The organism is Siminovitchia jepli, from assembly GCF_047228825.1.
Classification (GTDB): domain Bacteria; phylum Bacillota; class Bacilli; order Bacillales; family Bacillaceae_C; genus Siminovitchia.
Genome location: NZ_JBFEGN010000025.1, coordinates 1 through 21,734 on the forward strand (window position 1 = coordinate 1; position 21,734 = coordinate 21,734).

Sequence of the window (21,734 nt, forward strand, 5' to 3'; positions counted from 1 at the left end):
TCTCCATAAAACAAAAATACCACAGTCAAAATGACCGTGGTAGACCCAAATTTTATACTTTCTTATCTTTTAAAAAAGGCGCATGCGCCTTTGCCCATCGACATACAGACTGAATGCCTCTGACAAGACAAAGGAAACACGGGCAAGGAACGCAGGCTCAAACAGCGACGTCCTGTGGCGCGGCTGCACCAGGACGTCCTGTCCGTCGGAGCTAGACACAGAAAAACCTTTTAATGTTTGACTCCAAAACAAACATCGCTCATGATTAAAAGGATTGTCCTTTTTGACCTGAAAAGGCAACCCTTATTTTTAAAATATGGACCTTACCCATCGTCCTGCTCTTGGATTGGCAGGATAATTCGAATCGTCGTACCCTTGTTCGGAGTACTTTTCACTTGAATGGATCCATTATGAAGCTGTACCAATTGTTTGGTAATAGCCATTCCAAGACCGGTTCCGCTGCTCGTGCCGCTCGTATTGGTGCCGCGATAGTAACGCTGAAATAGCTTATCAAGTGTTTCACTATTCATGCCGATTCCATTATCTTCAATCTTGATGATGACTAGATGGTGCTCAATCAAAGAGATAGATACTGTGATCGTAGTGCCTGGTGGATTATACTTGACAGCATTCGCGATCAGATTATCGATAATTCGCTGAAACCATTTTGGATCAATGAATGCAGGAATGCTTTCATGATAAGGTTGGAAGATAAACTTCATCTCTTTATTGGCGGGCTCATTGATAAAATAAATGATGGTTCGGCGTATGAATTCATTTATGTCCAACTTTTCCTTTACAATGGGCAAGGCTTGGTTTTTTAATCGGTATGTTAATGTTAAGTCTTCAAGTAATTCCATCATATAAGAGGACTTTTCCGAAATAACTTTGGCAAACTCTCTTGTTTCTTTTTCATTCCACGAATAATTTTCAGATTCTAACATCTGTGAATAACCTGAGATTGAAGCTAGTGGCGTTTTTAAGTCATGAGAAATGCCGGTTATCCACTCTTCCCTTGTTTGAGTCGCTTTAAGCCTCTCGGATTCGTTTCGTTTTAAGGTTTCGGTTAATTGAACAAGAGTTGCAATGAAATCCTTATATAATCGGTATTTCTTTTTCAGTTTTCCCTTTTTATTTAACAAGACGGGATGTTGTTGGAGATCATATGGCTGTTCGAATACACCGTTCCCAAGGTTTTCAATCCATTTCATCATCATAATCAAGGGAACGCCGAATTTACGTGCATACCAAAATGTTCCCAATAAAAGCAAAAGGAATACAAGGATAAAAGTGATTAAAAGACCCTGACTGATTGCATTATAAAGACCTCCTTCTAAATTAGTTGGGGTACTCGCGTTATACGTCCCCACAATGATTGATTGCCCGGTCCCCTGATCAAAATAAGCAGCAGTTGAATGATGCTGATCTTGTGATAACGTGTCGAGATTCTGAATCGAGTAATTCGTCGGCTGTTTCTTCGTGCCATATTCATCCACTACTTTTCCGGTTGAATCGACCAATTGAACCCAGCCGTTTTCTTTATTCAATTTTTGCAGAGTCTCCTCGGAAAGGTTAAGTTGATGATTTTTCCAATCAATCTCGGACTTCATTTCATTTAATATCTCCGGACTCTTTTTACGGAATAAAAGGAAATACGGTTGTGTATACTCTCCATCTAATTTCCAATACGAGTATTCTGTAGAAGTGCCTAAAATCAATGAAGCCAGTTCGCTTTTATTTATAGGTGAGGGTATAGGTTCAAGAGTATTATAGGAGCCGACCACATCACCATTCTCTGTCAGAACTATGAGTTGCCCATTCTGATTCTTCGCCATTTGTTTTAGTTTTTCATCAAATGTAACCTTCTCATCTTTAATTGAAATTCTGTCTGAAAAGAACAAGTCATCCGCTTTGGATAAATCCTTTGCAGCCTCCGAACTCATGGCATAAAATCCAATAATGCCCCATATCGTCAATAAAATAAGAGATAACAAAATAAAGACTAAGACTATTTGAATGAAAAAATGGACAATAAATCGTTTATGAATGTTCATGTTTGTCACAATCTGGAACAAATTTATATCCAAGGCCTCTTACTGTAACAATGTACTGTGGCTTACTTGGGTTCTCCTCAATTTTTTCACGAAGTTTTCTTATATGAACCATCACAGTATTATCCTCACCTAGAAATTCCTCTCCCCATACCTGTTCATAAAGCTGACTTTTACTAAACAACTGATTTGGATGTTTACAGAAGAAAAGTAAAAGTTGGTATACTTGAGCAGGCAAATCCACGGATCTTCCATTTATTTTTACTTCTCCGGAAAACGTGTTTACATAAATGTTTCCATATTGATAAATGGTTTCCGAAGCATGTGCTATATTTACTGGTTTCCTACGCAAGCGGGCTTTAATTCTTGCGACAACTTCCAATGGGTTGAAAGGTTTTGTAATATAGTCATCCCCTCCTAATGCAAAACCTGAAAGCTTATCAAAATCTGTTGATCGTGCCGTTAAAAAGAAGATAGGAGCATCTGTCGTCTCCCTAATAAGTGGACAAATTTCAAAGCCACTCCGGTCTGGAAGCATTACATCCAATAAGATTAAGTCGTATCTTTTTGTTTTACTTAAGGCAAGTGCATCCTCTGCTGTAGAGGCAGTATCAATATACTTGAACGACTCCCTTTTTAATATCGTCTCTAACATATGTAAAATCGCTATTTCATCATCTACAATCAATAAATGTGCTTCTTGCATACGATCACCTAGTCTCTTTTTATCTATTAGCCATCATATCATCCGGATATAAAATGTTGAAGGATTAAGAAAAAATTAAGGTGGAGTTTCCAACCTATTAAGGTAGGCAACTTATAATAACTTTGGATGGATCATCACGAGAGAGGGGAAGCAATGTATGTATGTCATCAGTAAAAGAGAATTTTTCAGCCTATTTAAAAGCATTAAATCCATTTTAATTATTGGGATTTTATTATTGACCGCCTATTATTCAGCCAAATTTTCAAATGTATTATTGAATGTAATTGAGTTTACGCCTGAAGAGATGGAGCATATTCACACTCTTGGCCTGTTGACTTTACTCTTTTTATTTGGGCAATTATTTGTTATGGGGCTGTCCCATGATTGTATGAATAGAGAAACACGTGAACGAACGATGCGATTTTTAGTAACGCGGACATCAAGAGCGTCGATTTTATATGGAAAATTTTTCGGTATTGCACTCTTTTGGTTTGTTTGTGTGGCAATCTCGTTCATCATTATAAGCATCTTTTCTAAACAGTTTGCTGTATTTATTTTTTCTCAAACGATGAGCTTATTAATATACCAAATTGCTTTAACTGTTTTATTATCGGTTCTCATTCCAAAACCCGGAATTACAATGTTTCTCGGGACCATCATTGGTCTTGCCTTTCCGATTTTCGGGTTATGGGTTACATTCACATCAAATGGATGGGTGAGCTGGATAAAGTTTATTACACCGTTTTATTATTTGGAACGTGAAGACTACACAATAGCAGTGATATTGCTATTTGCCAGCTTGATGCTGTTAATCGCCCATCTGATATTCAAAAGGAGAGAATGCTAATGACCGCCATTGAAACGAAGCAGCTAAAGAAATTCTATGGAGCGGTTCAAGTCGTACAGGGAATAGATTTGGTGGTAGAAAAAGGAGAAGTCTTCGGTTTTCTAGGGCGGAACGGTGCTGGAAAATCAACATTCATCAATATGTTAACCGGCATTATTCAACCGAGCTCCGGCACTTACTCGCTTTTAGGCGTAATGGGACCGAATGATCAAGTTAAGAAAAGAATTGGCGTTATGCCTGACTACTCCACTTTTTATGGCTCTTTAACCGCTATCGATCATTTGAAATTCCTATCCGCTCTTTCGGGAAAACCCATAGGGAGACACGGTTGTCTGGAAGTATTGCGATTAGTTGGTTTAGCGGACCATGCCCAAATAAAAACCTCTAAATATTCATTCGGTATGAAAAAGAAACTTGGGATTGCACAAGCCATCATCCACGATCCCGAGTTAATTTTTCTTGACGAACCAACTTCAGGCTTGGACGCAGAATCCGCCATTCATATTCATAATCTGATCCATGATCTGCAAAAAAGAGGAAAAACGATTTTTATGACATCCCACAACTTAGATGAAGTAGAGAAAATTTGTACGAGAATCGCCATTATGAAAGATGGTGAAGTAATTAAAATCGGCACCATGGATGAACTTAGATCGTTCTATCGATCTACGCTCACAGTAAAATTCAAGCATTCTCCAATCCCTGAGGCATTTCAGATGACACTTAATGAGTGGCTGCACTCAGCAGGAACAGATCTAGAAATAAAAGAGTCGTATGTTACGATTACGCTTCAACACGAGAAAAAAATCGCAGAAATCATACGGGCTTTTAACCAATATAAAATAGATGTCTACCGTGTCGAGGTGGACGAACCTTCTCTTGAAGAGATATTTCTTGATGAATAATTCAATGATATATAATAGAGAGAGAATGCAGGTGGTGATATTGTGTATACTCCGTTAAATACACCTGAAAAACGTTTATCGAAGGACGCAATCAAGGTTTGGCTTATCGGTGATACGATTACGAATGCCATCGGCGTCCTTATTTTGGGTATTTTATTTTACCTTGATTACCGTTTCTCATGGAAAGAATGGATTGGGTGGATATTGATCGGGATAACAGTGCTAGCCATCATCGGCGCGGTTTGGTCATTGATTAGTCCCTTTTTACTGTATAAAAATTGGCGTTACGATGTGGATGAAGAGTTTTTGCAATTAAAATCAGGTGCAATCACTGAAACGCATCAACTTATTCCGATGACAAAAATCCAATCGGTTGCCACCGAACAGGGACCCATTCTTAGAAAATATGGCCTCTGCTCCGTGTCGGTTGAAACGATGGGATCTTCTCATTCCATACCCGCTCTGCCAAAAGAGGAGGCCGTCAGGTTGAGGGATCAAATTGCCAAATACGCAAAAATAAAGGAAGTGGAGCAATGACGAAGATAAAACGTTATTCTCCGCTCACTATGCTTTTTAATATAGGAAAATTATTTAGAAATTCTTTTTTCTTTGTGATTTACTTATATGTACTGAAGGCAGGGTCGGAATCACTCTTGATTAAATATGGGAGGATCGTTTTCCTCATTTCAATTGGATTGTCACTCTTTTCAATCATCTATAAATGGTTCACCCATAAATACGAACTTGATCATACATCTTTTCATCTTTACAAAGGGCTTTTCAGCAAAACGGAGCGAACAATTCCGTTTTCTAAAATTCAAACCGTCAATCGTCACACATCGTTATTCCATCGTATGTTTAAAATGACATCTATCCATTTTGACACCGGGATGGCGGGTGAGGATGCGACTGTAACATTCGAAGTGATCTCGCAAATAGAGGCAGAACGAATGGAAGCACACGTAAGAAATGCAGATCATGGCGAGGCGGTGCATTTAGATCATGCTGAAACTGAACATAAAGATTCGAATCGAATCATTCATTTTCAACCGACGAGAAAGGACATCATAAAAGCATCCTTTTCATCTCTAAGTTTTTTAGTTCTCATTCCTTTAATTGCTTCATTTTATTACAAAATCAACGAAATTTTTCATGTCGATGATACTGCGGGTGGATTTTTGGAAAAAATAATGGGATCATGGTGGATTGTAACAATCGTTGTGATTGTAATCTTAATTGCCTCCGCCACCTTTGGAATCGTGAGAACCTTTTTAAAGTATGGGAAGTATGAAATATCTTCTGATTCAAACCAAATTTACATCCGTAAAGGCGTCATAGATGAAACAGCCTTCTCTATTTCAAAAGAAAAAGTACAGGCAATTGAAATTGAACAGTCGCTGATAAAAAGATTGCTTGGGCTTGCAGAAGTGAAGCTAACAAGTGCCGGCAGTTTGAGTTCTGAAGAAGGTACGCTCGAAATTAATACACTTTATCCCTTTCTGCCGGTCAACAAAGCATATGAAATGGTCTCGGACATTTTGCCATCATATCAAATTACACAAGAAATGATCCGTCTTCCGAAAAAATCCTTTTGGATACGCATATTGTGGCCAAGCTGGTTCTGGCTCATTGCAACAGGTGCATTATTTTACTTCAAGCCAACCATTTTGGATATGGAATGGGCTTGGATGTTTTTTTCAGCAGCCCTATTACTTTGCATATTAATCTTAAGATTATTAGACTTTTTTCACACTCGTTACCTCATAAACGATCAGTTTATTCAATTTAAAAAGGGTGCGCTCACTACCTCTTTATTCGTATCAAAACGGGAAAAGGTAATTGAGGTAAAGGTCACACGAAATATCATTCAAAAAATGCTGGGTCTCGCGTCCATTGAGACAACCAATAGGGGAAAGCCAGTGCATCATTCAGGCGTGAACGATGTGCCAGTGGAACGAGCGAATAAATTCTTCCAGTGGTATATGGGGCGAAAAAATGAAATAAGGGTTAAATAGGAAATATGGAAAGCTCGATAGGCGTGGCCGCCTTAGGCCGCCACCTTCTGTGGCGCAGGCGGCACTAGGACGTCCTTCCGTCGGAGCTGGACGCAGATAAGCTTCTTTTGAAGAAAAATACTCTTGGCAACTTATGAAAAAGAGCCTTACTGTTCAGCAGGCTCTATGTCATTATATGGGTTAGGAAGCACCAGCTTCTTCTAATTCCGGCTCCTCAATTTCACCTAAACGGTGGTACTCCGCCAAAACCACTTCCTGGATTTTATTTCTGGTATTGGAATTAATGGGATGGGCAATATCTCGAAATTCCCCGTCCGGTGTTCTTTTGCTTGGCATGGCTACGAACAGCCCATTGTTTCCGTCAATAACACGTATATCGTGAACAACAAATTCATCATCGAGGGTTATTGAGGCGATCGCTCTCATTCTCCCCTCGGTGTTGACCCGCCGCAGCCTCACATCGGTTACTTCCATTGTGTGTTCACCACCTTCTCGCTCTAAATAGTACATAATGTAGTTATTCAACATAACTTGCTATTCTCCTTCTTAAAGTCGATAACTTTTTTGAATTTTTTAATATATGAGCGCTTATTGTTCGTGATGGTGAAAAACAGCAAAGCAGCGGGCTTCATTTACATCAAGGTATACTTCTCGGCTTTGCCATTATCGCCGGATCCACCTTGATCCAATGTTTACTTTACGAGTGCGATGACTTCAATTTCCAAAAGGACGTCTTTCGGAAGACGGGCTACCTCTACGCATGAACGGGCCGGCTTATGATTTGGAAAATATTGTCCGTAGATTTCATTAATCGATGCAAAATCATCCATATTTTTTATAAATACGGTTGTCTTTACGACTGTTTCAAAAGATGCTCCCGCCGCTTCCAATACCGACTGCAAATTGCGAAACACCTGATGGGTTTGCTCAACAATACCGCCATCAACGAGTTTTCCTTCCGGTGTAAGTGCAATTTGTCCCGAGCTGTAAAACATATTGTTTACGACTACTCCTTGAGAATAAGGGCCGATCGCAGCAGGTGCACTTCCAGTTGAAATTGTACGCATTTTCTTTTTCTCCTTTACAAAAAGTTTATTTTCTTTGAAAAATAGTTCCCTTTTACGACGTTAATCTTTTTTTCTTTCATATTGACATTGGTCAATTTCACCAATGAAATATAATCATCAACAAGCCTTTCCTCCACATGTTCAGATTCGACCAAAACAGCAATTCCGGCAACAGACGCATTAAACTCCTCAAGCAAATTAATCATGCCGTTTACCGTCCCGCCCGCCTTCATAAAATCATCTACGATCAGCACCCGAGCGCCTTCCTTTAAACTTCGTTTTGAAAGAACCATCGTTTGGATGCGCTTTGACGAGCCGGAAACATAATTGATCGTTACTGTAGGCCCTTCTGTTACTTTTGGATCACGCCTGACGATTACAAAGGGGACGTTCAATTGGTTTGCTACAGCCTGCGCTATCGGAATGCCTTTTGTGGCGACTGTCATGATGGCATCAATTTCCCGGTCAGCCACTGCGGCAGCGAGCAGCTTTCCGACTTCATTCATGATTTTGGGATTTCCCAGCAAATCGGTCATAAACAAATACTCCCCGGGTAAAAGGCGTTCGGGATCGGCAATTAACGAACAAAGCTCGTTGATCATTGCTTCTGCCTGATCTTTTTTTACCATCGGGTAAAATTTCACCCCGCCTGCGGCGCCGGGAACGGTTTGCAAAAAGCCGATGCCTTGATGTTTAAAAATGTCATTAATGATGACAAGATCTTCGCTGATGGATGATTTTGCAGATTGATAACGATCGGCAAACCAGGTCAAAGAAACGAGCTCGCGAGGATGATACATTAAATAATGTGTCATATCAACAAGCCGCTCGCTACGGCGAAATTTCATTATGCAACCTCCAGTAATATGTATAAGCGAATATTTTAATGCAAATATACACAATTGTACGTATGCAGGCAAGGATTGTTACATGATGTTTAGCTAATGACCGAGCATCCTGACCGCAAATACTTGATCGCAAAACCCGCGCAAACCGTTATAAATTCTATTCAGCCTGGAATCACGCCTTACGAGCCCAAAGACGGTCGGCCCGCTTCCGCTCATCAGCACGGAATCCGCGCCAAACCGTTTCATCTGATTTTTAATATGCAATACCTCGGGATACATGGACAGCGTGACACTCTCCAAGGCATTGCCCATTTTTTGGCAAACACCTTCATAATCCTTTTCCCGAATGGACCGGATCATCCCTTCCGTATCAGGGTGCTCGATTCGGCTTATATCCAGATTTCCGTATATTTCGGAAGTGGAAACCCCAATGGATGGTTTGGCTAATACCACCCAGCATGAAGGCGGTGACGAAAGTTTTGTAATTTTTTCCCCCCTGCCGCGCGCCAATGCTGTACCTCCATGAACACAAAATGCCACATCCGAACCGATTTCCGAGCCAAGAGCAGCCAGCTCTTCCACCGATAAACCGATTTGCCACAATTCGTTCAGGCCTTTTAACGCGGCGGCTGCATCACTGCTTCCGCCTGCAAGTCCGGCTGCTACCGGGATTACTTTATTAATCGATATTTCAACACCTTGGCGGATACCATAGCGTTCTTTCAGCAACTTGGCTGCCTGATAGGCCAAATTCCGTTCGTCTCCGGGAACATACCGGCTGTGGGAAAGAATGGATATCCGGTCTTCCTTCACCTCATTCAGTTCCAGCCTGTCCGCGAGGTCAATGGTTGTCATAACCATTTCCACTTCGTGATATCCGTCGCTTCTTTTACCGAGTACATCCAAAGTTAAATTGATTTTTGCCGGCGCCTTGATTAAAAGTTTCAAACTGCTTCACCTACTTCGCATTCTGACTCAACAGACAGGAGCCCGCTGTAATTGGCGCCTTTGTTCGTCTTGGGCGTTTACCGTATTTTTTCCATTTTACCATGATCTTTTTCCAAAAACCATTCGATCAATAACCCGGAAAAAAATAAGAAATGCACAAGCCCCTGTTTAGCGGCGTCCTGTCGCTTCGCCTTTGCACTAGGACGTCCTGTCCGTCGACAGGCTCAGGCAGCGACGTCCTGTCCGTCGAATCTGGACAAAGCGGATATTTTTTCGGCCTCATATTCATAAGAAAATTTGGCAGAACAAAAGCCGAAGCAAGTGCTCCGGCTTTGTGCGGGCAGTTTATTTACTTCAGGCTAGAAAACACATCATTCTTCACGATTGTCTTGATTGGCCGAGTTGCCGTTCTGCTATTTCAATGGCTCTTTTCACCATATTTCCCGCATCGCGGGCTTTAATTCCGCCCCATCCTTCTTTTTGGACGACGTCGTAAAATCCCAACTCTTTTGCCAACTCTTCTTTCAATTGATCCGACATGACTCCTCTTCTCCGTCCCAAAGCGAATTCCCCCTTCGCCCGCTTTTATATTTTGGTCCAAACATTTTTGTTTATGACTTCCAATGTTTGCAGATCCCGGCACAAGATGGCCGTTGGCGGGGATTTATGGTAAGGGAAAACGTTAAAGCTTCTTTCTTGGGAAGCAAGGGGGCAGAAGCCGGATTGGTCCAAATTTGCAAAAGAAAATTTATGTTTTCTTTAACAGCAAAAAAAACAGGCAGCATTATTGCTGCCCTATCGCTACATTACCTGTCGTTTCATCATAAAAAGTAAGCTCAACCGTTTCTGTCAGAACGTCGGCATAGCTGTAAGATACACGTTCAAATGCATTTTCGTCCTGATCCAGTTCAATAACGAAAACCGATGGATATGTTTCTGCCAATACCCCGGAACGTTCAATTGTTTTCCTTCGGCCTCCATTGGCTTTTAACATCAATCTCTTGCCCAAGTTTGAATCAAGGGATTTCTTAATGCTCGCTAATGTTTTTGGCATTTTTTTCGCTCCACCTCACTGATTTCCATTATATCACGCCAGGTAAAAAAGGTCAAATAAATTAATTATTTTATCAATGAAAGCAGGGTGTTGTCAATCAATTTTTTTCTACGTAATGACCCATTTTTCAACAATAATAGTATTACACCGCGGTATAAATATATGTATAATGCGGCAAGATTGGTGTTTTCACTGAAAATTGACCCCCGAAATACAGGGGCCAACTCCTTTTTAGAAAATTGACCCGCTTACACATCTTATAATTTATTCATCATCTACCGGCCTAAACGGCATTCCGGTACGGAGGACGCCTTTCGTTTCAAGTCCGCCCAATCCTTTTTGGCCTGTCAGCGTATTTCGAAGAACATCCCAAACATTTATCCTTTCCATGAATGGCGTAAAACTGATTTTTGTTACAATATAGACGGGATCCAGCGCATGGATGTTGACGCGCTGCGGCGAGCTGGCGAAGTTGGCTCCGGCCAAAATCAAAGATTCAAAGTGCGATTGGCAAGCACCGGCAAATATAACGAGTTGGTCAAGATTTGGATTTTTCTTCCTCGCTTCCCTGACGGCTTCCACAAAATATTTGGAATGCCGATATGCATTTAAGTCCATTTTCTTGCCCTTCGCACTTGAATAGGCGTCGTGGCCTGTGATGACAAGGATGTCGGGGCGGCATTCATCCATGAGAATTGGAATTTTTTTATACATTTCTTTTTCGTCACAATGTACTCCCCTGACAGATACACCGAATTTTTTATATAAATCGAGACACCTGCTCAAATAATTCGGGTCTCCGTCCAAATGAAGGACACGTCCCGGTATTTGAAAATAGTTGTATTCCCGCTTATAGCCGTCCGTGGCCGTATATTCCTGCCTGGACCGGATCAGTTCCAGATCCTGCCGAAAAAGCTTGAGCGACTGTTCTTCCAGCGAGCGGATATTCGAAGATCTTGTTAACCTCTCCTCCTCGGAAAAAGGAACTATATCATCTATTGGTGCATCAGCTATCAGCCTGTAATCCTCCCCATAGAGAATTGCTGTTGTTTGACCGTCCATCTCCATGATGTCAATGACCCGGAATAATAGATCACATTGGTAGGATAAGCGGCCGACAATCGTATTAATTGATATCACGGTCGTCAACTCCATAACCAGCGCAAATTTATTTCCTTTGCCATAGGCTATGCGGCCTTCCCGTTCAATGTGTCTGTTCATCCCGGATTCACTCGCAGTAAGGCTTTATTCTGTTGTCTTTTCGCCAAACGTCTCAAGGAGTGCATCGCTTAAAGCGCCAAATTCCTCTACCGACAGTGTTTCTCCCCGTCGCGCGGGGTCGATGCCTGCTTTTGCCATCCCTTTTAAGATTTCCGTTTTTTTCAATTTCCCATTCGGCAGACCGCTGGCCAAATTATTCAGGATCGTTTTGCGCCTTTGGGCAAAGCATATCTTTATTACTTGAAAAAAGAATGGTTCATTTTTAACGGCAATAGCCGGTTTTTCCCGCAATAGCATTTTCACAACGGCCGAATCCACTTTCGGCTGCGGCATAAAGACGGATTTGGGGACGATCATCGCTGTTTCCGCCAATGTGTAGTATTGGACCATAATGGAAAGCGATCCGTAATCTTTCGTGCCGGGGCGGGCTGAAATTCGGTCAGCCACTTCCTTTTGCATCATGACGACAATCCCGCGGATCGGAAGGTGTTCTTCAAGCAGCTTGAAAATGATGGGTGTTGTGACATAATACGGCAAATTGGCAACAACCATGATCTCCTTTGATCCGGCCAATTCGGTTGGGATCATTGCTTGAATATCCGCTTTTAATACATCTTCATGAATAATACGAACATTGTCGTAAGGGGAGAGTGTGTCTTTCAAGATGGGGAAAAGCCGTTGGTCGATTTCATAGGCAACCACTTTTTGGGCATTTCTCGCCAATTGTTCCGTCAAGGCACCGATTCCCGGACCGATTTCTATGACTCCTGTTTCTTTCGTCAGGCCCGCGTGTTCAACGATATTCCTTAAAACATTCGTATCAATCAAAAAGTTTTGCCCCAAACCTTTTTTAAAAGAAAATCCGTATTTTCCCAAAATCTCCTTCGTCCTTCCCGGGGTGGCGATGTCTTTGTGCATCACTGGCCTTCCTCCTGTCTGACCATTTCCAAGGCGTCCGTGAAATCTTTGCGGGACACTTGAAACATCATTAACCGTTTATGCAGCTGCTTTCCGTTCGTATAGCCGATTTTCAGCAATTCGCCAAGCCGCGCCCGCCGCCTTGCGGCATGCATTCCCCCAATAAGCCCCGCATCAAGCAAGTCTTCTTTTGTAATAACCTCTTTCAACTCTTCGGTCATCGTATGCGCTTCTTTTAAGGACTGGCGAATCGCTTCAGGCGACGCATGCTCCACACCGATGCCTTTCCCGCCCCTTCGCATCGCCTCTTTTTTATCGATAAAGGCATGCTTGCAGCCCGGGACGCTGGCACTCACCGTTTTGCGGATTTTCTCACCGGGAAAATCAGGATCCGTTAATATGATTACGCCCCTCTTTTGCTGGGCATGCCGGATTTTTTCAATCGTTTCCCCGGACACGGCAGAACCGTTCGTTTCAATCGTATCAGCGTCAAGCGCCCGCTTGACTGCTTTCGTATCATCTTTTCCTTCCACAACAATTATTTCTTTGATTTTCATTTTTCCTCCATTTTCCATACGCCAAGGATGATTACGTCTCTCATATTATAACCTGCCTCATGAGAAAAAAGAAAAAGCAGGAGATGGCTCTCCTGCTCAGTCCAAAATTTTCACCTTGACCTGTTTGCTGCCAAAGCTTTGTGCCTGTCCTTTCGATTCAACGTGCACATCAATTCTGTTTCCTTTAATCGCGCCGCCTGTGTCCCCGGCAACAGCATAACCATAACCTTCAACCCAAACCTTTGATCCAAGTGGTATCACATTCGGGTCAACGGCAATCACTTTGGCGTTCGGATTCGACCGCAAATCCATTCCGGTAGCCGTAACACCCGAGCAGCCGCTGCATGTTGCTGTATAAGCGGTTGCGTTTACGGAAATCTCATTTTCGCCGTTGACTGTTTTTTGTTCAGGTTGTGGCGTTTTTTCCTCGGACCGCTGTTTTGTTCCGACAGCAACCACCTTTTCGACACTTTCTCTTATTTTCTTTTCCGAGAGAAGTGCCCGTTTTACTTCCTCGCCATTTTCCATTGTCACTTCGTACTGTTTTTTAATAAAGCCTTGTTTTCCTTCCTGAACTACTTTCTCTGTTCCGATTGGCAAAGAAGGATCCTTCTTTGTAACAACATCAAAATCAATCGGTTCTTCCACTACATCAGTGACCTTTTCGACCCGAATGACATGAACTTCGCCGTTGGGAGAAATTTCTTCTTCAAGCCCGGGCTTTACCCGGTCCAATTGGCCGAGGGCAATCCCTTGCTGATTTAAAAAGTCAGCGACTGTAGTGGCAGTAGACCACACTTTTTCCTCGTTTTCCCCATCCTTTAGGACAAGGGGGAAAGCCCGCTCTATTTGAATGCCCAAATTGGCAACAATATTTTCGTTGAGGGATACATTGATCTTATCATGTTCTGTTAATTTAATGTTTTTTTCTTCCAAAAGCTGTTTTACGGTTTTCGCAGTTGTCCAAACAGTTGCTGAATGATTGTCGTCTGTGATCTCTACTTTCTTCGCCGGCTCCCAGACAAAAGAGAATTCATCTTTTAAAACCGTTTCCGGTTTATGCGATAAATAGTCCCATTCTTTTACGTCAACTTCCAATTCATCCAATATATCCCCGATCGTTTCGGCATGCGTTTTGACCACGACTTTTTCTCCATCCAGGGTTAAGGCCACCGTTTTTTTCGTGCCTTCGTAGATCAGGGTGGTGAGGGTAACTGCAAAAACGAGAATACTCGCAGCAGCGAGACCCATTTTTTTTCGTTTTTTTATATGAATATTATGGCCCATGAACGACTCCTCCTTTTCGTTTCATGAATGAGCATTTTGTATCAAGAGCCATTCCTTTTTATTGGAATGGTTTCGGCTTACTTTCATTCAATGATTCAGGAAGAGTTTTCAAAGTTCAGGGGCAGGAATGTCGGTTATTGTATCCCGAATAATCTCTTGGCATTTTCGGCAGTCGCCCGGGCGACATCTTCATAGGAAATTCCTTTTAATTCGGCAATTTGCTCAGCTACCAGTTTCACGTATGCCGGTTCGTTTCTCTTTCCCCGATACGGGTGCGGCGCCAAGTACGGACAGTCTGTCTCGATCAGCAGCCTGTCAAGCGGAACCTCTACAGCCACTTTTTTCGGCTTTTTGGCATTTTTGAACGTAACAGGGCCGCCCAAGGAAATGTAAAAGTCAAGTGCCAAACATTCCTTGGCCGTTTCCGCACTCCCGCTGAAACAATGCATAATACCGCCAGCTTCCTTGGCGTTTTCTTCCTTGAGAATTTGAACAATATCCTCAGTTGCTTCCCGGTTATGTATGATCAGCGGCAAGCCCAGCTTCTTTGCGAGTCTGATCTGTTTGCGGAAAACTTTTTGCTGAATATCTTTCGGCGATTTATCCCAATGATAATCAAGCCCGATTTCCCCATAAGCCACTACCTTCGGATGGCGGGCTTTTTCCTCAAGCCATTTCAAATCCTCTTCCGTCATATCGATGGCATCAACCGGATGCCAGCCGACGCTCGCATACAAAAAATCGTATTCGTCGACTAGTTGAAGCGCTTTTTTGACCGTTTTCCGATTAAAACCGACAACGACCATATGCTCTACCCCTGCTTCTTTTGCCCGACCGATAACCTCTTCCAAATCATCGTTAAATTGATCGTCATTTAAATGGACATGTGTATCAAACAGCATGGGCTTTTCTCTCCTTTTCGAGTATAAAGTATTTAAAAGTAACATAAGTCACAGCAAGCTAACATTTGTATTACAAAAAAAGAACATAGAAAGTCAGGCTGAAACAGGGACTAATCAGCCTTTCTCTCTATGCCCCCAACGCTTTGATTGTTTTCTGAACATTTAATTAAATTAAGTTTATTTTACAATGGCACCATTTGGTAAATCTTGATCGACGGAAGCAACTGATAAAATGCCATTTTCTTCTCCGGCCAAAATCATTCCCTGCGACAATTCACCGCGAAGTTTGACCGGTTTTAAGTTGGCGACCACGATCACTTTTCGGCCGATTAGCTCTTCGGGTTTATAAAATTCGGCAATTCCGGAAACGACTTGCCGTTTCTCATACCCGAGATCAAGCTGCAATTTCAACAGTTTGTCCGCTTTTTTGACCGGTTCGCAGTCGATCACTTCAGCTACCCTTAATTCCACCTTCATAAAATCATCGATCGTAATTTCAGGAGATGTTTCCGGCTTTTCTTCAGGTTCCTTTGCCGGCTGGGGCCCCCTCATTTCATTCTGGATATAGCTGATTTCTTCTTCCATATCAAGCCTTGGAAAAATCGGTTCTCCTTTTTCAACCACTTTTGTCCCTTCCGGAATATTGCCGAACGTTTCCAGGCTTTCCCATGATTTGAACTGGTCATCGGTGATATTTAATTGAGCAAATATCCTTTTCGGCGATTCTGTTAAAAACGGCTGCAATAACACCGCTGCCCTGCGCAGGGACTCGGCCAAATGCACCATGACACTTCCTAATTCCCCGCGTTTTTCTTCGTCTTTCGCCAAAATCCACGGCCGGGTTTCATCGATATATTTATTTGTCCGGTTAATCATATGCCATACGGACGAAAGGGCTACGGAAAACTCCATATGCTCCATCGCATTTTCATAATGCTCGACGGCCTTTTTCTGTTCAGCGAGCAATTCATTGTCAAAAGGAGTGATAGAGCCCCTATAGGCAGGGATGACTCCATCAAAATATTTATTGATCATCGCAATCGTTCTGTTTAACAAGTTGCCGAGGTCATTTGCCAGATCAAAGTTGATTCTTTCGATGAATCCTTCCGGAGTAAAAACGCCGTCAGAACCAAACGGCACTTCCCGCAGCAAGTAATATCGGACGGCATCGAGCCCGTAACGTTTCACAAGCATTACCGGGTCGACGACATTGCCTTTCGATTTGGACATTTTGCCGTCTTTCATGAGCAGCCACCCGTGGGCGAACACTTTTTTGGGAAGCGGCAAATCCAAAGCCATCAGCATGATCGGCCAATAGATGGTATGGAAACGGACAATTTCTTTCCCGACAAGATGTACGTCAGCAGGCCAATATTTTACGTATTTTGAATCGTCGTCCGAACCGTAGCCAAGAGCTGTAATATAGTTTGTCAACGCATCGATCCATACGTAAATGACGTGCTTCGGATCCCCCGGCACCGGGATTCCCCAGTCAAACGTTGTCCTCGATACAGCCAGGTCTTCAAGCCCCGGCTTAATGAAATTGTTGATCATTTCATTTTTTCTTGATTCAGGCTGGATGAATTCGGGATTTTCTTCATAATATTGAAGAAGCCTGTCCACATATTTGCTCATCTTGAAAAAGTAAGATTCTTCCTTTACCTTTTCCACCGGGCGGCCGCAATCGGGGCAATTGCCGTCAACAAGCTGGCGCTCCGTAAAAAACGATTCGCAGGGTGTGCAATAAAAGCCTTCATATTCGTCCAAATAAATATCCCCCTGATCAAGAAGGCGTTTAAATATTTTTTGAACAACATCCTTATGGCGCGGTTGAGTTGTACGGATAAAATCATCGTAAGATATATCCAGCAGCTTCCAAAGTTCCTGGATGCCGCTCGCCATCCGGTCTACATATTCTTTCGGCGTAATATTTTCCTTTTCCGCCTGCTTTTGAATTTTTTGACCGTGCTCGTCCGTCCCCGTCAAATACATGACATCATAACCGCGGATTCTTTTATAACGTGCCATCGCATCGCCCGCTACCGTCGTATACGCGTGGCCGATATGCAAATTGCCGCTCGGATAATAAATCGGTGTCGTTAAGTAAAAAGTTTTCAGTTTCTCCTTCACGCTGTTTTCCTCCCTCTTATCACTGCCTCAAATGGACTATATATTAAATGCCTATTTGCAATCATCATGGCCTCTTCTACAGTAAAAATATACGTGAAATCAAACAATCCTGCAACCTGGGGAACTTATGGCAAAACGGACGTTTTTATTAAATTGAAGCATTTGATCGCTTGGAGCTAGTTATCTTTTCATAGGACATTCTATTCAAGAAATTGACAATTTTTTTATTTAATAATTGACGGATATGGGAAAGACTGGTACGATGAATGTAACTAACTAGTCTATTAAACATGATCGTTTTGATATAGATGGGATAAAAAAAGAAGAAAAATCGGAGAGGAGCAATTTAATGAAATCGACCGGAATTGTGCGAAAAGTGGATGAACTCGGGCGGGTTGTCATCCCGATTGAACTGAGGCGGACGCTGGGAATTGAGGAAAAAGACGCATTGGAAATATATGTAGACGATGACAGGATTATTTTAAAAAAGTACAAACCGAGCATGAGCTGCCATATAACCGGCATTGTGTCAGACGACAACGTACTGATTGCAGGAGGAAAATTGGTATTAAGCAAGGAAGGCGCCGACCAGCTCATCAATGAAATTCAGGAAGCTTTTAAAACGAAAGAACTGGATGTATAGCTAAATAAATAAGAGCCGTTTCTTTTAAAAGGAAACGGCTCTTATTGGTCAAATTTTAAAAAACTTCCGTCCATTCATCTTTATGATCGAGCATCTTCCGTGCAATTTCTTTGGCTCCTTCAAGGCTGTGACTGGCAGCCCATCCGCATTGAATCTCGTTGCACGCAGGGACTTCCGTTGCTTCCAATACATCGTTTAACGTTTTCTCCAAAATGTTTAATACATCATCATCATCATCGTGATTCACAAAGGACATGTAATAGCCCGTTTGGCAGCCCATTGGACTGATGTCCACGATCTTGTCGGAATGATTCCGGCTGAACTCCGCCATCATGTGCTCAAGTGAATGCAATGCCGGCATTTCCATATGTTCTTTGTTCGGCTGGCAAAAACGGATATCATATTTTTTGATGATATCCCCTTTCTCTCCCTTGATGACACCTGCAAGCCTGACATATGGGGCCTTCACCTTCGTATGATCCAAATTGAAACTTTCAACATTCATCTTTTGCTTCGCCATTATCACTCTCTCCTTTTCATTGCTTCTGCAAGCCATACAAACCGGTTTTTTTGAGTAAAGGATGCATCAAAGCCCGCTTCGCCAAATAATTGATTCATTTTTGGGATGGTCGTATAAAACTCGGACTTCAGGTCAGCGGCCAGCCGGTTGAATTGTTTGCTCTCCGCTTCCTTTATCATATCCTGTTTCGCTTCATTACTCACGAATATCGTATCGGCAAACACAATTCGCCCGCCTTCCCCGAGCATTTTTCCAAATTGCTGAATGGCCCCGGTTTTTTCGTCATCTGTCAAATGATGAAAGGCATACGTGCTGACAATCGTATCCGGATGTTGTTTCGGCATCGGAAATTCCAGGAAATCTCCTTCTACAATCGTCACCCCGGGCAATTTTTTGCGAGCAATGCGTCTCATCCCTTCGGAAGGTTCAATTCCATAAACCTGTTTGCCCATCTTTATCATTTTTTCGGTTAAATTCCCCGTACCTGCCCCAAATTCAAATATATACCCTTTTGCTTTTTTTGCAACCTCTGAAAGAATATCATCATAGCCTTCGAATACTTCCTTATATTCAATGTCCGAACCTTTTACGGTATGATCATACGTCATCGACCATTCATCGAATAAAGCATCAAATTGTCTAGTCAACCTTTTTCACCCTTTCCCCATAAAAATACTCAGAATTAACATATGATATAATGTACCATCTGATTCAAAAAAAAGCAATTTATGTTTAAATAGCGAAAAATTAAGAAAAGCACGGGTTCCATCCTTGGAACTTCGTGCATTATGATTCGTCTTTTATATGATAGGCCTGGTATACTTCCCTTTTTGGCAGCTTTCGGTCCTTTGCAGCAAGTTTGATTGCTTCTTTTGGAGGCATTGCTTTTTCCAATATATACTGTTCCACATGCTCCTTTATCGTAAGCGGCGCCCACCACGACGGTTCTTCCTGCTTATCATCACCGTTTCCTTCAATAACCAAACAAAATTCACCGCGAATTTGTTCGGCTTTTGCCCATTCAAGCGCCTCTTGGACCGTCCCGCGCAAAAATTCCTCGAACTTCTTCGTCAGTTCCCGTGATAGAACAATCTTTCGGTTACCCCAAATATCCAGCATTTGCTGCAGTGTTTCCTTCAAGCGGTGGGGCGCCTCATAGAGAAGGATCGCTCCTTCCTGATATTTTAAACGTATAAGCGCCTCTTTCTTTTCTTTTTTTCCCCGCGGCAAAAAGCCGTAAAAATAAAATGGCTGCGGGTTCAGTCCGGATGCAATGAGCGCCGTGATGGCAGCATTGGCCCCCGGCAATGGAACGACCGGAATTCCTTCTGCAATTGCGGCCCCGACAATTTCAAAACCGGGATCGGAAATACATGGCGTTCCGGCGTCGCTCACAAGCGCCACTTTTTCCCCTTTCAACAATCGATCAACCAGCCGGCGGCCGCTCGTTTCTTTATTATGCTCGTGATAGCTGACGAGGGGGGTATTGATTTCAAAGTAATGGCATAGTTTTTTTGTGTTTCTCGTATCTTCAGCCGCTATAACATCCGCTTCTTTCATAAGCCGAATGGCCCGGAACGTCATATCTTCCAAGTTTCCGATCGGAGTGGGTATCAAATATAGGGCTCCGCCGGCATGTTCATAATTGTTATTCTGACTGTGCATTTAGTTCACCAGCCTTTAAAAATTGCTCTTTTTGGTGCCGCGATAGCCGTTTGAAAGCATATTCGGCCCGCAGCGCTTCGCCTTTATCCCCAAACTCCTCAAGATGGATCATGTTCGCGGGCAGCCTTGCCCTCGTATATTTTGCACCTTTCCCGCCGTTATGCTCCGCAAGCCTTCGTTCAGGATCCACCGTGTAGCCGCCATAATAGGATCCGTCGCTGCATTGGAGTACATAAAAATAATGTTTGTTATTGTTCCCCATATAAAATCTCTCTCATCTCAGGTGTATATTCATTATTTTCATCGTAGACAAACAAAGGCGGAAGCGCCTTTAAGCCGGCATTTCCGTTTTTTGTCCCTTCCACCAAAATCGTATTGGCCTCTTTCCCGCTTTTTGGATACACAAAGCGCAGGCGCTTTGGCTCCAGCCGATATTGCCTCATGAACGTTAAAATATCCATTAATCTATCGGGCCTGTGGACGAAAGCCGCCTTGCCCCCCTGGCGGAGCAACTGGCTGCTGACACGGATGACGTCTTCCAATGAACAAAGAATCTCATGGCGGGCAATGGCCAAATATTGATTTTCATTCATGACATGCGGGGAGGGGGAGGCAAAATAAGGGGGGTTGCAGGTTACGGCATCAAACTTGCCGTGACCGACTGTTTTAGGCATTTCTTTTAAATCGCCATGGATCATTTGAATCCGGTCCTCCAGCCCGTTGTAACGGATGCTCCTGACAGCCATTTGGTAAAGGCGCTCTTGAATTTCCACCCCTGTAATGGCCGCTTTCGTTTTATTGCTCAATAAAAGCGGGACAACTCCATTGCCGCTGCACAAATCGATAATATTTCCCTTTTGAATCGGAATATAAGCAAAGCGCGCCAGCAGGACGGCATCGAGGGAAAAAGCAAATACTGTCGGGCTTTGAATGATTTTAAGGTTTTCAGCCAGCAGGTAATCCAATCGTTCATCTTCATATAACTCAACCACGTATCTTCACTCCATTGCAGCAGGCATTGTACACTTGAAAAATAGCCTTCCCAAATACAGGAAGGCCATATGTTCATCATTATTTTTTATTCAGAAAGGAAAGGCAAAATAGGCAATCTTCATCCCTGCGGGGACTTCCAAAGTGCACATTGCAAATGTGGAAGCCTTCTTGATATATGCGGGCCAAATTGTCATAGCCTTCACCAATTTCTTTCATATAATCATATTCAACGTGCTCGTCCTTTTTTTTGCCGGCCGATAAGAATTTCCCCTGCTCCATTCCTTGATTCAGATGTCTCCGCAAATGGTCGTTTTCCAGTTTCAGGGCATGATTTTCTTCAATCAATTCGCCCAGATACTGTTTTAATTCGCCAAGCTGCTGATACAACTCGCCGATTTGCATTTCCATATTGCTTACCGAATCATAGAATTCCTTCTTATCATTCATCATACCACCC

At 42.7% G+C, this 21,734-nt stretch carries 25 protein-coding genes; 5 read left to right on the forward strand and 20 right to left on the reverse strand.

Annotation, left to right across the window (positions count from 1 at the left end; genetic code table 11):
* Positions 1 to 323: 323 nt before the first annotated feature.
* Positions 324 to 2,054, reverse strand: a complete 1,731-nt coding sequence (locus AB1L08_RS10490) for a sensor histidine kinase (protein WP_413064601.1) — start codon at positions 2,052 to 2,054, stop codon at positions 324 to 326.
* Positions 2,041 to 2,757 carry a response regulator transcription factor gene (locus AB1L08_RS10495; protein WP_413064602.1) on the reverse strand — a complete coding sequence of 239 codons (717 nt, stop codon included), beginning with the start codon at positions 2,755 to 2,757 and terminating at the stop codon, positions 2,041 to 2,043. The genes AB1L08_RS10490 and AB1L08_RS10495 overlap by 14 nt, the downstream gene beginning before the upstream one ends.
* A gap of 157 nt (positions 2,758 to 2,914) precedes the next feature.
* On the opposite strand from AB1L08_RS10495, the gene AB1L08_RS10500 reads away from it, so the two are divergent.
* Genes AB1L08_RS10500 through AB1L08_RS10515 form a run of 4 tightly spaced genes read left to right on the forward strand, consistent with a single transcriptional unit; the run spans position 2,915 to position 6,524 of the window.
* On the forward strand, positions 2,915 to 3,604 hold the full coding sequence (locus AB1L08_RS10500) for a hypothetical protein (protein WP_413064603.1): 690 nt from the start codon (positions 2,915 to 2,917) through the stop codon (positions 3,602 to 3,604).
* A complete protein-coding gene (locus AB1L08_RS10505) occupies positions 3,604 to 4,509 on the forward strand; it encodes an ABC transporter ATP-binding protein (protein ID WP_413064604.1) in 906 nt (301 codons plus the stop codon). Before AB1L08_RS10500 ends, AB1L08_RS10505 begins: the two co-directional genes overlap by 1 nt.
* A 42-nt stretch (positions 4,510 to 4,551) precedes the next feature.
* Positions 4,552 to 5,046 carry a PH domain-containing protein gene (locus AB1L08_RS10510; protein WP_413064605.1) on the forward strand — a complete coding sequence of 165 codons (495 nt, stop codon included), beginning with the start codon at positions 4,552 to 4,554 and terminating at the stop codon, positions 5,044 to 5,046.
* A complete protein-coding gene (locus AB1L08_RS10515) occupies positions 5,043 to 6,524 on the forward strand; it encodes a PH domain-containing protein (RefSeq protein WP_413064606.1) in 1,482 nt (493 codons plus the stop codon). Before AB1L08_RS10510 ends, AB1L08_RS10515 begins: the two co-directional genes overlap by 4 nt.
* 180 nt (positions 6,525 to 6,704) lie before the next feature.
* Here AB1L08_RS10515 and spoVG read toward each other — a convergent pair whose 3' ends face one another.
* From spoVG to metG, 12 genes are all read right to left on the reverse strand, one after another.
* Positions 6,705 to 6,998, reverse strand: a complete 294-nt coding sequence (gene spoVG, locus AB1L08_RS10520) for a septation regulator SpoVG (protein ID WP_413064642.1) — start codon at positions 6,996 to 6,998, stop codon at positions 6,705 to 6,707.
* A 218-nt stretch (positions 6,999 to 7,216) separates the two neighbouring features.
* Positions 7,217 to 7,591 (reverse strand): RidA family protein, encoded by a 375-nt coding sequence (locus tag AB1L08_RS10525; protein WP_413064607.1) that lies wholly within the window; start codon positions 7,589 to 7,591, stop codon positions 7,217 to 7,219.
* 14 nt (positions 7,592 to 7,605) lie between these two features.
* Positions 7,606 to 8,439, reverse strand: coding sequence for a pur operon repressor (purR, locus tag AB1L08_RS10530; RefSeq protein WP_413064608.1), 834 nt, complete (start codon positions 8,437 to 8,439; stop codon positions 7,606 to 7,608).
* Between the two features lie 93 nt (positions 8,440 to 8,532).
* Entirely contained in the window at positions 8,533 to 9,387 is an 855-nt protein-coding gene (ispE, locus tag AB1L08_RS10535) for a 4-(cytidine 5'-diphospho)-2-C-methyl-D-erythritol kinase (RefSeq protein ID WP_413064609.1), read from the reverse strand.
* 378 nt (positions 9,388 to 9,765) lie between these two features.
* On the reverse strand, positions 9,766 to 9,948 hold the full coding sequence (locus tag AB1L08_RS10540) for a small, acid-soluble spore protein, alpha/beta type (RefSeq protein ID WP_413064610.1): 183 nt from the start codon (positions 9,946 to 9,948) through the stop codon (positions 9,766 to 9,768).
* 223 nt (positions 9,949 to 10,171) lie between these two features.
* Entirely contained in the window at positions 10,172 to 10,441 is a 270-nt protein-coding gene (gene veg / locus AB1L08_RS10545) for a biofilm formation stimulator Veg (RefSeq protein WP_413064611.1), read from the reverse strand.
* A 264-nt stretch (positions 10,442 to 10,705) separates the two neighbouring features.
* Positions 10,706 to 11,596 carry a sporulation peptidase YabG gene (gene yabG, locus AB1L08_RS10550; RefSeq protein ID WP_413064643.1) on the reverse strand — a complete coding sequence of 297 codons (891 nt, stop codon included), beginning with the start codon at positions 11,594 to 11,596 and terminating at the stop codon, positions 10,706 to 10,708.
* Between the two features lie 90 nt (positions 11,597 to 11,686).
* Complete coding sequence (gene rsmA, locus AB1L08_RS10555) at positions 11,687 to 12,580, reverse strand: 16S rRNA (adenine(1518)-N(6)/adenine(1519)-N(6))-dimethyltransferase RsmA (protein ID WP_413064644.1); 894 nt, start codon at positions 12,578 to 12,580, stop codon at positions 11,687 to 11,689.
* A complete protein-coding gene (gene rnmV, locus AB1L08_RS10560; protein WP_413064612.1) occupies positions 12,580 to 13,137 on the reverse strand; it encodes a ribonuclease M5 in 558 nt (185 codons plus the stop codon). The genes rsmA and rnmV overlap by 1 nt, the downstream gene beginning before the upstream one ends.
* A 96-nt stretch (positions 13,138 to 13,233) precedes the next feature.
* A complete protein-coding gene (locus AB1L08_RS10565; protein ID WP_413064613.1) occupies positions 13,234 to 14,424 on the reverse strand; it encodes a resuscitation-promoting factor in 1,191 nt (396 codons plus the stop codon).
* 134 nt (positions 14,425 to 14,558) lie between these two features.
* Positions 14,559 to 15,326: a TatD family hydrolase gene (locus AB1L08_RS10570; protein WP_413064614.1), complete on the reverse strand. Its 768-nt coding sequence runs from the start codon at positions 15,324 to 15,326 to the stop codon at positions 14,559 to 14,561.
* A gap of 177 nt (positions 15,327 to 15,503) precedes the next feature.
* The gene (metG, locus tag AB1L08_RS10575; protein ID WP_413064615.1) at positions 15,504 to 17,456 is read right to left on the reverse strand and encodes a methionine--tRNA ligase; all 1,953 of its coding nucleotides are present in this window, start codon (positions 17,454 to 17,456) and stop codon (positions 15,504 to 15,506) included.
* A 349-nt stretch (positions 17,457 to 17,805) separates the two neighbouring features.
* Here metG and AB1L08_RS10580 point away from each other — a divergent pair, with 349 nt between their 5' ends.
* Positions 17,806 to 18,099: an AbrB/MazE/SpoVT family DNA-binding domain-containing protein gene (locus tag AB1L08_RS10580; RefSeq protein ID WP_413064616.1), complete on the forward strand. Its 294-nt coding sequence runs from the start codon at positions 17,806 to 17,808 to the stop codon at positions 18,097 to 18,099.
* Positions 18,100 to 18,154: 55 nt separating this feature from the next.
* Here AB1L08_RS10580 and AB1L08_RS10585 read toward each other — a convergent pair whose 3' ends face one another.
* From AB1L08_RS10585 to yabA, 6 genes are all read right to left on the reverse strand, one after another.
* The gene (locus AB1L08_RS10585; RefSeq protein WP_413064617.1) at positions 18,155 to 18,619 is read right to left on the reverse strand and encodes an S-ribosylhomocysteine lyase; all 465 of its coding nucleotides are present in this window, start codon (positions 18,617 to 18,619) and stop codon (positions 18,155 to 18,157) included.
* Positions 18,620 to 18,621: 2 nt separating this feature from the next.
* Positions 18,622 to 19,266 (reverse strand): class I SAM-dependent methyltransferase, encoded by a 645-nt coding sequence (locus tag AB1L08_RS10590; RefSeq protein ID WP_413064618.1) that lies wholly within the window; start codon positions 19,264 to 19,266, stop codon positions 18,622 to 18,624.
* A gap of 139 nt (positions 19,267 to 19,405) precedes the next feature.
* Positions 19,406 to 20,284: a 16S rRNA (cytidine(1402)-2'-O)-methyltransferase gene (gene rsmI, locus AB1L08_RS10595; protein ID WP_413064619.1), complete on the reverse strand. Its 879-nt coding sequence runs from the start codon at positions 20,282 to 20,284 to the stop codon at positions 19,406 to 19,408.
* Complete coding sequence (locus tag AB1L08_RS10600) at positions 20,268 to 20,546, reverse strand: GIY-YIG nuclease family protein (RefSeq protein WP_413064620.1); 279 nt, start codon at positions 20,544 to 20,546, stop codon at positions 20,268 to 20,270. The genes rsmI and AB1L08_RS10600 overlap by 17 nt, the downstream gene beginning before the upstream one ends.
* Positions 20,533 to 21,276, reverse strand: a complete 744-nt coding sequence (locus AB1L08_RS10605) for a tRNA1(Val) (adenine(37)-N6)-methyltransferase (RefSeq protein ID WP_413064621.1) — start codon at positions 21,274 to 21,276, stop codon at positions 20,533 to 20,535. The genes AB1L08_RS10600 and AB1L08_RS10605 overlap by 14 nt, the downstream gene beginning before the upstream one ends.
* A 79-nt stretch (positions 21,277 to 21,355) precedes the next feature.
* Positions 21,356 to 21,724, reverse strand: coding sequence for a DNA replication initiation control protein YabA (gene yabA / locus AB1L08_RS10610; RefSeq protein ID WP_413064622.1), 369 nt, complete (start codon positions 21,722 to 21,724; stop codon positions 21,356 to 21,358).
* Positions 21,725 to 21,734: the final 10 nt, after the last annotated feature.